This is a genomic window from Streptomyces amritsarensis (assembly GCF_001953875.1).
GTDB classification, from domain to species: Bacteria; Actinomycetota; Actinomycetes; order Streptomycetales; family Streptomycetaceae; genus Streptomyces; species Streptomyces amritsarensis.
Window position 1 is genome coordinate 14,460 of the sequence record NZ_MQUR01000041.1, and the last position, 12,020, is coordinate 26,479.

Annotated in this window: 14 protein-coding genes; all 14 read right to left on the bottom strand. The window is 69.9% G+C overall.

Annotation, left to right across the window (positions count from 1 at the left end; translation table 11 throughout):
- Positions 1-38 precede the first annotated feature (38 nt).
- Positions 39-779 carry a type 1 glutamine amidotransferase domain-containing protein gene (locus AVW11_RS18400; protein WP_060178485.1) on the bottom strand — a complete coding sequence of 247 codons (741 nt, stop codon included), beginning with the start codon at positions 777-779 and terminating at the stop codon, positions 39-41.
- A gap of 69 nt (positions 780-848) precedes the next feature.
- Positions 849-1,592: a MinD/ParA family ATP-binding protein gene (locus tag AVW11_RS18405; RefSeq protein WP_030841446.1), complete on the bottom strand. Its 744-nt coding sequence runs from the start codon at positions 1,590-1,592 to the stop codon at positions 849-851.
- The gene (locus AVW11_RS18410) at positions 1,593-2,852 is read right to left on the bottom strand and encodes a PP2C family protein-serine/threonine phosphatase (protein ID WP_060178486.1); all 1,260 of its coding nucleotides are present in this window, start codon (positions 2,850-2,852) and stop codon (positions 1,593-1,595) included.
- Positions 2,834-3,298, bottom strand: coding sequence for an ATP-binding protein (locus tag AVW11_RS18415; RefSeq protein ID WP_234330906.1), 465 nt, complete (start codon positions 3,296-3,298; stop codon positions 2,834-2,836). Before AVW11_RS18415 ends, AVW11_RS18410 begins: the two co-directional genes overlap by 19 nt.
- A gap of 5 nt (positions 3,299-3,303) precedes the next feature.
- A complete protein-coding gene (locus AVW11_RS18420; RefSeq protein WP_030841453.1) occupies positions 3,304-3,615 on the bottom strand; it encodes an STAS domain-containing protein in 312 nt (103 codons plus the stop codon).
- A 16-nt stretch (positions 3,616-3,631) separates the two neighbouring features.
- The gene (gene glgX / locus AVW11_RS18425) at positions 3,632-5,779 is read right to left on the bottom strand and encodes a glycogen debranching protein GlgX (RefSeq protein ID WP_030841455.1); all 2,148 of its coding nucleotides are present in this window, start codon (positions 5,777-5,779) and stop codon (positions 3,632-3,634) included.
- Positions 5,776-6,120 (bottom strand): STAS domain-containing protein, encoded by a 345-nt coding sequence (locus AVW11_RS18430; RefSeq protein WP_030841457.1) that lies wholly within the window; start codon positions 6,118-6,120, stop codon positions 5,776-5,778. Before AVW11_RS18430 ends, glgX begins: the two co-directional genes overlap by 4 nt.
- A 37-nt stretch (positions 6,121-6,157) precedes the next feature.
- Positions 6,158-7,981, bottom strand: a complete 1,824-nt coding sequence (locus AVW11_RS18435; RefSeq protein ID WP_030841459.1) for an AGE family epimerase/isomerase — start codon at positions 7,979-7,981, stop codon at positions 6,158-6,160.
- A gap of 1 nt (position 7,982) precedes the next feature.
- Positions 7,983-8,420, bottom strand: a complete 438-nt coding sequence (locus AVW11_RS18440; protein WP_060178487.1) for a VOC family protein — start codon at positions 8,418-8,420, stop codon at positions 7,983-7,985.
- Positions 8,420-9,031 (bottom strand): DJ-1/PfpI family protein, encoded by a 612-nt coding sequence (locus AVW11_RS18445; RefSeq protein WP_030841463.1) that lies wholly within the window; start codon positions 9,029-9,031, stop codon positions 8,420-8,422. Before AVW11_RS18445 ends, AVW11_RS18440 begins: the two co-directional genes overlap by 1 nt.
- On the bottom strand, positions 9,024-10,628 hold the full coding sequence (locus AVW11_RS18450; RefSeq protein ID WP_030841465.1) for a GMC family oxidoreductase: 1,605 nt from the start codon (positions 10,626-10,628) through the stop codon (positions 9,024-9,026). The genes AVW11_RS18445 and AVW11_RS18450 overlap by 8 nt, the downstream gene beginning before the upstream one ends.
- Before the next feature lie 10 nt (positions 10,629-10,638).
- Positions 10,639-11,010: a nuclear transport factor 2 family protein gene (locus AVW11_RS18455; protein WP_030656295.1), complete on the bottom strand. Its 372-nt coding sequence runs from the start codon at positions 11,008-11,010 to the stop codon at positions 10,639-10,641.
- 12 nt (positions 11,011-11,022) lie between these two features.
- On the bottom strand, positions 11,023-11,478 hold the full coding sequence (locus AVW11_RS18460) for a nuclear transport factor 2 family protein (RefSeq protein WP_030841468.1): 456 nt from the start codon (positions 11,476-11,478) through the stop codon (positions 11,023-11,025).
- A gap of 52 nt (positions 11,479-11,530) precedes the next feature.
- Positions 11,531-11,965, bottom strand: a complete 435-nt coding sequence (locus AVW11_RS18465; RefSeq protein ID WP_030830307.1) for a nuclear transport factor 2 family protein — start codon at positions 11,963-11,965, stop codon at positions 11,531-11,533.
- Positions 11,966-12,020: the final 55 nt, after the last annotated feature.

Sequence of the window (12,020 nt, forward strand, 5' to 3'; positions counted from 1 at the left end):
GGCGGATCGGGGCCCGGCCCTGGTCCGCCGGACGCCCCCTAGCCCTTCGCGAGCTGGGCTAAGAACGTCTCCGCGAGGGCCTTGGAGGAGTAGGGGTTCTGGCCGGTGGTCAGCTTGCGGTCGACGACCACGTGCGAGTCCCAGATCGCGTCGGCCTTCTCGTAGCGGGCGCCGAGGCGGGTCAGCTCGACCTCCAGGATCAGCGGGAGCCGGCCGGCCATGTTGGTGACCAGTTCCTCGTCGTGGGAGAAGGCCGTCATCCGGTAGCCCTCGAACGGCCAGCGGCCTTCGCCGTCGCGCAGCGCGAGGAGCGAGGTGTGGCCGTGGCAGACGGTGGCGAGGGGCTTGTCCTGGGCGATGACCCAGCGCAGGATCTGGGCGAGTTCGTCGGACTTGGGCAGGTCGCCGATCGCGCCGTGGCCGCCGCTGACGTAGACGCCGTCGTAGTCGGCGACGTCCTTCTCGGTGAGGGACTCCAGCGCCAGGGGGGCCTTGAGCTGGGGGGTGTTCTCGATGACCCGGACGTATGCGGCGGCGTTGGCCGCGTCCTCGTCGGGGGAACCCTGGGGGCGGACCCACTGGAGGAATTGGGGGTCGATGCTCGTCCGGTCGACCGTGGGGGCGCGGCCTGCGATCGTCGCCACGTCCACGTCGTGGCCGGCCGCCTTGAAGAGCGAGAAGGGAACGACGAATTCCTCCGCCCAGAATCCCGAGGGATGCTGTTCGCCGTCCAGCAGGTGCAGGGTCGCCTTGGCCGTCATGACGACGAGAATCTTCATGATTCTCTCCTTGTTCTGGATTCGCTGCCGATTCAACACGCCCCCCGCAGGGGGCGTAAGGGGGTGACGTCAGGCCCGCGATACTTCGTCACGTGCGTCCAACGCCGAGATGATGGTGCGGAATTCACCGACCAGGGGGTGGTCGGGATGGGCTTCTGCAAATATGCGCTCCCCGTACAGGGAGGCCATTTCCGGCGAGTAGGGGAGGATTCCGGCCACGGGTGCGCCGTAGACCTCCTCGGAGCGCCGCCGGGCCGACTCACGGTCGATGCCGGCGGGTGCCATGCTCAGCACCAGGGTCCGCCTGCAGGCCAGGCGCCCGGCGAGGGCGATCGTCTCCTCGACCCCGGAGAGGTCGATCCGGTCCGCCCGGGCCATGATCATCAGCACGTCGGCGCTCGCCATCGCAGTCACCGACTCGTTGTTGAGCCCGGCGTGGGTGTCCAGCAGCAGCACGTCCAGCGCGTAGTGCTCGGCCAGCCGGTCGAAGCCCTCCGGCAGCAGGCCCACGTCGTAGCCGCCGGCCATGAGCTCCCGCAGGGCCGCCGTCCCGGTCCGGGCCGGTACGACGTACAGCCCGGGCACGCCGGCCGGCTGGGCGGCGGCCTCGATCTCGCAGCGGCCGAGCAGGTAGTCGGCCAGGGAGGGTCCGGGGCCGAGCCGGAACAGCAGGTCCAGGGTGGGTGACTGGATGTCGGTGTCCACCACCCCCACCCGGCGTCCCCCGGCCGCGATGAGCAGCGCGAGGTTGGCCAGGACCGAGGACTTGCCCGTCCCGCCGCGGTGCGAGTGCACCACGATGGTGCGGGCCATCTAGGCCACCACCTGATGGCCGGGGCCCTCCGCGTACGGCCCCCGCGCCGTACGCGGGCGGTGCAGGGCGAGCATGGTGACGTCGTCGTGCTGCTCGGCGGTGCCGGTGTGCTCGCGGACCGCCAGGTCCATCCGGTCCACCAGGTCCTTGCCGCTCGCCAGTGGTCCGGCGAGCAGTTCCAGCATGCGTTCGTCGCCGAGGAAGCTGCCGTTCGGGCAGCGGGCCTCGGGCACTCCGTCGGTGAACACGAAGAGGGTGTCGCCCGGGTCCAGCTGGGCGTAGCCGAGCGTGTAGACGCAGTCGGGCAGGACCCCGACGGCCGGTCCGGTGATGTCCAGGGCCGCGGGCGGGCTGCCGTCGGCGGGTCGCAGCAGGGGCGGGTTGTGGCCGCCGTTGATGTAGACGAGGCTGCCGGTGAGCGGGTCCAGCACCCCGAAGAACAGGGTGGCGAAGTAGCCCTGCCGCAGGTGGTTGCTGGTGAGGTAGCCGTTGGTGGCGGTGACCGCGTTGAGCAGCGGTGTCGCACCGACGACCGGGATCCGCCGGCTGCCGCCGGCCCGGCCGGCGGCGACGAGGTGCTGCAGTCCGCTGTTCTGTGCGGTGTGGCGGAGCAGGGAGCGGATGAGCGCCATGAAGAGTGCGGCGCCGACCCCCTTGTCGCAGACGTCGGCGACGACGAAGGCGAGGCGGCGGCCGCGGGAGAGCTCGAAGACGTCGTAGAAGTCCCCGGCGACCTGCCGGGCGGGCCGGAAGCGTACGTCGATCTCCCAGCCGTCGGGGACGGGCAGCGATTCGGGCAGGAAGCCCGCCTGGATCTCGCGGCCGATCTCCAGTTCCTTCTCGTAGCCCATGAGTTCGGCGCGGGCGTCGGCCTCGCGCAGGGTGCGGCCGAGTCCGGCGCGCTCCGAGCAGCTGTGCAGCCGGGCCCCGACGAGGGCGGGGAGGAAGGGTGGGACGAGGTAGTCGTGCCCGATCCGGACGTGCTCCTCCAGGGAGGCGAACTCCGTCACGGTCCAGACCACCACGATGGGGGCCCCGGCCCAGCGGCGCAGCCGGCGTACGGCCATCCGTACGGCCTCCCCGTCGGACTCGGCCGGGGCGAGCAGCACGTCCGCGACGGGAAGCAGCTCCAGCGGGCCTTCGCGCAGCTCCGTCAGCGTGCGGGTGACGAGGGAGGCGTCCATCGTCCGCAGGGCGTCGAGCAGTTCGGGCGGCGGTGCCGGGTGCGCGTCGAGGATGATCACGGTCGTGGAGGGCATGGGTCCGTCCCCTCAGCCTTCACAGTCAGCGTGCTGATGTTGCGGCCGTTCCTGTGCGCATAGGCGAACTCGTCCACGCTGGTCAGGGCGAGGTGGATGCCGAGGCCGCCGATCCGCCGGTCCTGCGGGGGGACCCCGGGGCAGGGCGGCAGGCGGCCCGCGACGGGATCGAAGGCGGGGGCGGAGTCCTCGATGGCGATCTGCACCCCGCCCGGGCCGGAGCGGCCGCGGACGGTGATCCGTCCGTCGCCGCCCCGGTACCCGTGCATCACGATGTTCGTGGCCAGTTCGTCGACGGCCAGCCGGAGCCGGTAGGAGGCCCGCTTGTCGAGCCCCGCCCGGCCGGCCAGCCGCAGGACGAACGCGGCGATGTCGCCCAGTGCCTGCACCGTCGCGGGCACCTCCAGTACGACGGGCGTCCTCGCCAGCTCGACCATGTCACTCATGGTCGTCACTCATCGGAGAGGACGATGCTGCGGTCGAGGCCGGCCGTCCGGATGGTCCGGGAGACGGGCTCGATGGCACCGACCACCTTGATGGTGACGTGGTCCGCGATCTTCTGCTGGGCGAAGACCAGGGAGCGCAGTCCGGCGCTGGCCATGTAGCCGACGCCGGCCATCCTGATCTCGACGGTGGTGGTGCCGTGGCCGGCGGCCTTCTCGATGGTGCGGTGGAAGTCCGGCGCGGTCTTGGCGTCCAGCTCGCCCGACAGGTCGATCACGGTGGTGTCGCCCTCGATGCTCAGGGACACGGAAAGCGGCATGTCAGGTCTCCTTCGGTCAGGGCGTGTCGGATGCGTCGGGATCGTTGGTGCGGCCCACGAGGATCACCACCGACCGCGGGCCGATCAGGTACTTGCCGGCGTTGTCCAGCTCCGGCTCGGCCCCCGGGGTGTGGATGTCGTACGGCGCCTCGGCGCCGGTGTCGGCGAACAGGTGCCAGCTGCGTCCGCCGGGCAGGGCCGGGAGTTCCAGGTCGTGCGACTCCCAGTGCGCGTTCATGGCCACGTACACCACGTCGTCGTCGCCGGCGCCGCAGCGGGCCACCGCCACCAGCCGGCTCTCCGCCGACCAGTCGGGCTGCCAGGCCCGCTCCCCGTGCCAGCTGATGTCGGGCAGGCCGAGGTGTTCGCGGACCCGTCCGGTGGGGTGGGAGGTGGAGCGCAGCTCGCGGTGGCGCTTTCGGAAGGCGATCATCTGCCGGGTGAAGCGGAGCAGTTCGGCGTTGTCGTCGACCTGGTCCCAGTCGAACCAGGACAGTTCGTTGTCCTGGCAGTAGGTGTTGTTGTTGCCCTGCTGGGTCCTGCCGACCTCGTCGCCGGAGAGCAGCATCGGGATGCCCTGGCTGGTGAGGAGGATGGCGAGGGCGTTCTTCATCTGCCGCATGCGCAGGGCGTTGATCTCCGGGTCGTCGGTGGGACCCTCGGCACCGCAGTTCCAGCTGTTGTTGTCGTTGGCGCCGTCGTTGTTGCCCTCGCCGTTGGCCTCGTTGTGCTTGTCGTTGTAGGAGACCAGGTCGGCGAGGGAGAAGCCGTCGTGCGCGGTCAGGAAGTTGACCGAGGCGGCGGTGCCGCGGCTGGAGTAGAGGTCGGGCGAGCCGGCGAGGCGGGTGGCCAGTTCGCCGGTGACCCCGGGGTCGCCCTTGAGGAAGCGGCGCACGGTGTCGCGGTACTTGCCGTTCCACTCCGCCCAGCGGCCGTACGCCGGGAAGTTGCCGACCTCGTAGAGGCCGCCGGCGTCCCAGGCCTCGGCGATGAGCTTGGTGTGGCGCAGGACCGGGTCGTAGGCGAGCAGTTCCAGGAGCGGCGGGTTGGGCAGCGGGGTGCCGTCCGGGGACCGGCCGAGGATGGCGGCGAGGTCGAAGCGGAATCCGTCGATGTGGTAGTCGGCGACCCAGTGGCGCAGGCAGTCGAGGACGAAGTTGCGTACGACGGGGTGGTTGCAGTTGACCGTGTTCCCGGTGCCGCTGAAGTTGAAGTAGTAGCCCTCGGGCGTGAGCATGTAGTAGGTGGCGTTGTCGAGCCCCTTGAAGGAGATCGTCGGCCCCTGCTCGTTGCCCTCGGCGGTGTGGTTGAAGACGACGTCGAGGATGACCTCGATGCCGGCCGCGTGCAGGTCCTTGATCAGGGTGCGGAACTCGTCGCCCTGCATCCCGTAGCGTCCGGTGGCCGCGTAGCCGGCCTTGGGCGCGAAGAAGGAGACGGTGTTGTAGCCCCAGTAGTCGAAGAGCTTCTCGCCCGTCTCCGGGTTGGAGCGGGGGTTGTCGCTCTCGTCGAACTCGAACACGGGGAGCAGTTCGATGCAGTTGACCCCGAGCTCCTTGAGGTACGGGATCTTCTCGCGCAGCCCGGCGAACGTGCCGGGCGCGGTGACGCCCGAGTTGGGGTGCCGGGTGAAGCCGCGCACGTGGGCCTCGTAGACGACGAGGTCCTCGGCGGGGATGCCCAGCGGGGTGTCGTCGCCCCAGTCGAAGTCCTGGAGGCAGACGCGGGAGCGGTACTGGTAGCCGCGGCTGTAGTCCGGCTCCACGCCCCACACGTCCCGGCCGGCGATCAGCCGGGCGTAGGGGTCGGAGAGGACCTGGCGGGCGTCGAAGCGGTGGCCGGTGACCGGGTCGTAGGGGCCGTCGGCCCGGTAGCCGTATTCGATGTTCTCGTGGTCGAGGCCGAAGACGGTCATGGCGAACACGCTGCCGGTACGGAATTCCTGGGGGAACTCCAGTTCGGCCATCGGCTCGGGCTCTCCGCGCTTGTAGATGACCAGGGTCATGGAGGTGGCCTGGTCGGAGAAGACGGAGAAGCTGACCCCGCCGGGGACCACGTTGGCCCCGAAGGGGAACGGTTTGCCCGCGCGGACGCGGTACCCGCCCACCTCGTGGGTCGGGTACGCGTCGACGCGCAGGACCTGCTCGGACCGGGTCTCGCTCATCGCGCGGCCTTGGCCTTGGCGGCGGCCGCGGCGGCCTCGCCGGTCTCGAAGAAGTCGAGGAAGCCGGTGGCCGACATGACGAACCGGACTTCCTCGCTCACCCCGTAGAGGGTGACGGCCACGCCGGCGTGCTGGGCCTCGCGGTAGACGACGAGCAGGGTGCGCAGGCCCGCGCTGGAGACGTAGGTCACCGCCGTGAGGTCGATCCGCAGCGGCTTGCCCTCGCGGACCAGCGGCAGCAGGGACTTCAGCAGCGTGCCGGACGTCTCGCTGTTGATCTCGCCGGTGGCCACGAGCACGGTGCCCGTCTTGTTCCGGCGTTCCTTGACGTTGAGAGTCATTGCCTTCCCCTCTGGTTGGGGCGCCCCCCGTTGAGCGCTACTTCTTGGCCGTCGGCCGCAGCCGGACCTTCACCTTGACGCGGCTCTCGACGTCGGGCAGGCGCACGGTGAGCGCCTCCGCGTCGAAGTCGGTGTACGGCTTCTCGTCGATCTCCACGGACGCGATGCGCACCGAGCCGGCGGGCAGCAGGTCGGGCGAGACGCGCAGGATGCGGTCGGGCAGGCCGGTCGGGTCGGGCTGGAAGTGGAAGTCCATCTCCCGGCCGTTGATGAGCAGGTTGTTGTAGACGGCGGCGAGGTAGCAGAGCTCCGCCGAGTGGTACATGGACATCGAGTGGCTGCCCTTGAGCCGCTCGGTGCCGAGCAGGTAGGGCGTCCCGCTGGCGAGGACGTTGAAGTAGACGGCTCCCTCGTCGTGGTCGAGGAAGAAGGTGTTGTAGAAGGCCTGCGCCTGCCGGGCCTCGCGCAGGTTCGCGTCGCCGCCGACCGTGCCGTTCAGGATGAGGTAGGCGAGGATCGCCTGCTCCTGCTGCCACCAGGCCTTGCGGTCGTGCCAGGCGAAACGATACGTCTCCTGGTCGTCCTGCTTCACGCGCTCCACCACGTCGTACCAGCCGCCGCGCTGCACGTCGCTGCCGACGGCCGGCATGATCTCGCCGATCTTCCGGGCGAGCTCCTCGTACGCCGGCTTGGCCTTGAGCGAGTTCATCCGCATCAGGTTCCAGGCGATCTTCAGGTTGTGGCCGACGACCGCGCGGTCCTGCTGCCAGCTGTGCGCCTTGTCGTGCGACCAGTCGCGGAAGAAGCGCTCCTGGACGAACGGGCTGTTCTTGTAGTCCGGGAACCTGTCCGCGATCGTGTCGAAGGTGTACTCGAGGAAGTCGGCGTACTTCTGGTCGCCCGTCGCCAGGTACAGGTTGATCAGGTAGGCGGGGGCGTGGTCGCCGACCGAGTTCCAGTTCTTGCGCTCGGCGTTCTCACCGAGGGACTCGTGGTCCGCGCTGAAGAGGATCGGGTCGATGTGGGAGTAGTAGCCGCCCTGCTCCGGGTCGAAGAAGAACTTGTCGAACAGCCGGATCGTGGCGTCCGCGTCGTTCTTGATCCGGACGTCGCCGGTGACCCGGTAGGTCTGGACGGGGCCGGCCAGCGCGTAGATCTGCTCGTACATCGGGATCGCGTCGTAGTCGTCGGAGAACTCCGAGGTGAACAGCTTGCGCTCGCTGTCCCCGTCGACGCTGATGCCGTGGTACCAGAAGACCACGTCCTCCTCGCCGTCCACGACCCGCATGTGCTTGCGCAGGTACTCGGTGCCGCGCTCGGCGACCTCCAGGTACTCGTCCTTCCCGGTCAGCAGGTAGGCCGAGGCCATGCCGTAGACCAGGCGGGAGATCGTGTCGGTCTCCTGGACGTGGCTGGCGGTCTTGTCGCCGCCGAGCCGGATCTCGGTGCGGTACTCGGTGAAGTCCACCGGGCCGTCGCCGAACTGCGCCCGCTTGTAGAAGTCGGCCAGCGACTCGATCTGCTTGATCCACCAGCTGCCCTCCTCGAAGCGGTAGTCCTCGGCGCCGCGGCCCAGGAACACCAGGCGCTTGGCTTCGAAGCGGCCGCCGTGCTCGGGGTAGTGGACGCCGTAGACGAAGAGGAACCGGCCCGGCGAGAGCATCTCGTCGATGTGCCCGGAGGCGTCGATGTAGGGCTCGTCCAGGTTGCGGACCAGCTCGGCGCTGGGGTCGCCGGCCAGCGAGACGTCGAACTCGCGGCCGTCGGAGGTCTTCAGCCGCAGCAGGCGCGTACCGGAGTCGAAGCGGACGACGTAGCCCGCGATGGTGTCGGAGAAGGAGAAGCTCACGGCGTCCGCCATGTCATGCACCGTCTTTGTCGTGAGTGCTGTCGTCCTCGTATCCCTGGCTCACTTCGACGATCACCCCGTCGGGGTCGCGGACCCACACGGTCCGCCAGCCGCAGATGAAGTCGTCGAAGTCCAGCGGCCCCAGGGTCACTTCCGCCGCGTCGCCCAGCTCGGCCAGGAACGCGTCCACGCTGTCGGTCTGGAACGCCAGGTGGCGCATCCGGCCCGGGGCCTGCGGCCCGTCGTCGTCCGCCCGGCGGGCCGGTTCGGTCCCGCCGGCCGCGAAGAGCTCCAGGTAGGCGTCCCCCTTGCGCAGGAACACGATCTGCGCCTCCCCCAGGTCGACCACCCGGGCCCGGGAGAAGCCGAAGTACCGGGTGTAGAAGTCCTCGGTGGTCTTCTGGTCCGTGCAGTTCAGGCCTACGTGGGACCACCGCAGCCCGGCGGCCATCAGCCGGCCCCCCGGCCCCGCCCGGCCGAGATCAGCTCGATGATCCGGCGGGCGAACAGGTGGTGGTGTGCTCCGGTGCGTCCGGTGACCAGGTCCGCGTCGACCACCACGTCCTCGTCGACGTACTCCCCGCCCATGTTGCGGACGTCGCCGATCAGGTTGTTGTGGCAGACCACCTTGCGGCCGCGGATCTTGTCCGGGATGGAGGACGCCAGCCACATGCCGTGGCAGATGATCCCCTTGAGGACCGTCGGCTCCTCGAAGGCCCGGCGCAGCAGCTCGGTCGCCGGGGCCAGGACGTCCACGTCCTCGGTGTAGCGCAGCCGGTCGGCCACCATGCCCGAGGGCACGATGATCGCCGCGTACCGGCGCAGCTCCTCGTCGTCCAGCCCCTCCAGGGACCGGTCCACGGTGAACGGCGCCCGGTACTCGTGTCCGGTGAAGGTGAGGGAGTCGTTGCCCCACAGCCGGGTCAGGAAGTCGACCTCGGCGCCCTCCTCCGCGAACCGGTGCTGGTAGTAGAAGATCTCCGGCTCGTAGTAGTCGCTCTCGACCAGGACCGCGATCCGGGTCCCGGACAGGGCGCCCTCGCGCAGGACGGCATCAGGCACGGGAGGTCCCCCTCAGGAAGTCCGCCGCGCGCTCGGCGATCATCGCGATGGCGGTGTGGCAGTTGCCCGACGGGACGGCGGGCATCACGCTGGCGTCCACGACGCGCAGGTTGCGCACGCCGTGCACCCTCAGCTCGGGGTCGACGACGGCGAGGTCGTCGATGCCCATGCGGCAGGAGCCGGCCTGGTGGTGGTAGCTCTCCGACTTCTGCTTCACGAAGGTCCGCAGGTCGTCGTCGCCGGTGTATCCGGGGCCGGGCTGCAGCTCCTGCTTGTACCAGGGCGAGAACGCCGAGGTCGCGAAGATCTCCCGGGCGATCTTGACGCCCTGCACCATGCGTTCCAGGTCCCACCGGTCGCCGAGGTAGTTCGGGTTGATCAGCGGGTGGGCCAGCGGGTCGGCGCTCGCCAGCCTGATCCAGCCGCGCGAGACCGGGCGTACGACACCGGGCAGGATGGACACCGTGTTCGGGTGGTCCTTGCCGACGATCACGTCGAACGGGACGTGGACGAAGGCGATCTGCAGGTCGGGGGCGGGCAGACCCGGCTGCGAGGACAGGAACAGAGCGCTCTCGGAGAGGTTCTGCGCGGGCGGCGGGAGCTCCTGGGTGACCTCGGCCATCAGCCCGGTCAGGACGTGGTTGTGGAAGTTCTCGCCGACCCCGGGCAGGGCCGCGGTGACCTCGATGCCGTGCTCGCGCAGCTGCTCCGGTTGTCCGATGCCGGAGAGCAGCAGCAGCTTCGGCGACTCGATCGCCCCGGCGGCCACGACCACCTCGCGCCGGGCCCGTACGGTGTGCAGCCCGGGCGCGGGGGTGCTGCTGCGGCCGTCCCGTACGGTCCGGCCGGCGAACTCCGCGGGCGGCCGGAGCTGGACGTACTCGACGCCCGTGCAGGTGTCCCCGTCGAGGAGCAGCCGGCTGCTCTGCGCGTTGGTGCGCAGGGTCAGGTTCGGCCGGTCGAGCGCGGGCTCCAGATAGGCGGCCAGGGCGCCCTGGCGGCGGCCGTCGGCCACGTCGATGTGGTGCCAGCCGGTGCCGAAGAGGCCGCGCCGGGGCCCGTCGGTGTTGAAGTCCGCGATCTCCTCGTGCCCCAGCTCGACGGCCGCGTCGATGAAGGCGCGGGAGACCGGGTTGGGGCCGTGCAGCCCGGCGTTGGTGACCCGCTGCGGGCCGCGGGTGCCGGTGGTGGCGGCCGTGACGTCCTCCTGGCCCTCCAGCAGGGCGAAGTACGGGAGCACGTCCTCGTACGCCCAGCCGGCCGCGCCCTGGTAGGCCCAGTTGTCGAAGTCCGAGGCGTGGCCGCGGATGTGCATCATGATGTAGAGGTTGCTGCTGCCGCCGGGGGCCTTCCCGCGCGGCTCGTAGGTACGGCGGCCGTCGAGCCCGGGCTGCGGTGTGCTGGTGTAGCCCCAGTCCACGGGCCCGCCGAGGAGCTTGTACCAGGAGGACGGGTCGTCCACCTCCGGCGGGATCCGGGACCCGCCCGCCTCCAGGACGAGGACGGAGACGTCCGGGTCCTCGGAGAGCCGGTTCGCCAGCACGCTGCCCGCGGTGCCCGATCCCACGACGATGTAGTCGTACTCTTCCACGCTCACCCCTGCCCCCTCAGTCCTGGCTCAGCACCTGGAAGGGGACCGTGTCGTGGTAGTTCGCCATGTAGGCGATCTTTCCGTCCACGATCCGGAAGAAGTTCATGACCTCGGCCTCGATGGGCTCGCCGGAGGCGCTGACCGCGGTCAGGTGGGAGACGGCCGCGGCCTTCTCCCCGTCGACGAGGAAGTGCACGGGCTCGTTGCGGAAGACCCGGTACATCGTCCCCATGCCCTTCATCATCGAGCGGAGCACCTCCAGGCCCTCGATGTGGCCGGCCAGCTGCTCGTCCATGACCTGGTCGTCGGCGAACAGGTCGCACCAGCGGTCCCAGTCCCCGGCGTTGGCGTACTCGTAGTACTTCTGCAGGATCTGTCGTGCGTCCATCGCGCTCATCCCCTATCGGTCCCTGCGGGTTCCGTCCGGCGCGAACGGCGCCCAGAACTGGCTGAAGGCGGTCGCCGAGTCCCCGAAGAGCCCGTCGCGGCCCTCGACGATCCGGCCCTCCCGCCACCGCATGAAGTGGAAGACCGGGTAGTCCATCCGCTCGTACGGGGATCCGCTCACCTCGGCCGCGCCGGCCCGCAGGGCGACGTTGCGGCACACGTCCGCCGAGCAGTCCTCGCCGACCAGCACCGCCTCCAGGTCCATCCGGAAGGTGCCGCCCGTGAGCTTGTGGGTCTGGCCCATCAGCTCCAGGAAGGCGTCCAGGCTCTCGTACCAGCCGGCCAGGGGGTGGTTGCCCGGCACCAGCCAGCGCAGGTCCTCGGAGTAGTACTCCAGGATCCGTGCCCGGTCGCCGGAGCCGAGGGCCGCGTAGGCCTCCCGGACCCGCTCCCGCGTCACTTCGGTCATCGTCGGTCCTCCTTCACCGCGGTCGCGTTCACGTTCGCGGTCGCGGTCGCGGTCACAGGGAGCCGGAACCGGGCATCGGGGCCAGGTCGTTGACGGTGTACTGCTTGATCAGCGGTCCGTCGGGGCCGGCGACCACCGTCCAGGTCTGGTCCGCGTCGAAGCCCAGCCACTGGCTGCGGGCGGCCGGCGGGTCCCAGATCTTGGCCTGCCAGTTGACGAGGACCCGGACGACCGCCCGGTCGCCCTCGATGACGGGCTCCACCTTCGTGACCGTGTGCACCTCGTCGAAGAAGCGGTGGGTGACGGCCTCGTACCAGCGGCCGAAGCCCTCGTGTCCGAGGAAGGTGTCCTCGGGGACCTTGAACTCCAGGTCCTCGGTGATCAGGGCGAGCACATCGGCCAGGCCCACGTGCTGGTCCAGCGCCACGTACCAGTTCTCGGCGAAACTGCGGATCGCGTCCTCGGTCAGCTGCCGCTCGGCGGGCATGCGGTCTCCTCCTGTCGCGTCTGATGCGTCTGTCGCGTCTGATGCCTCTGTTGCA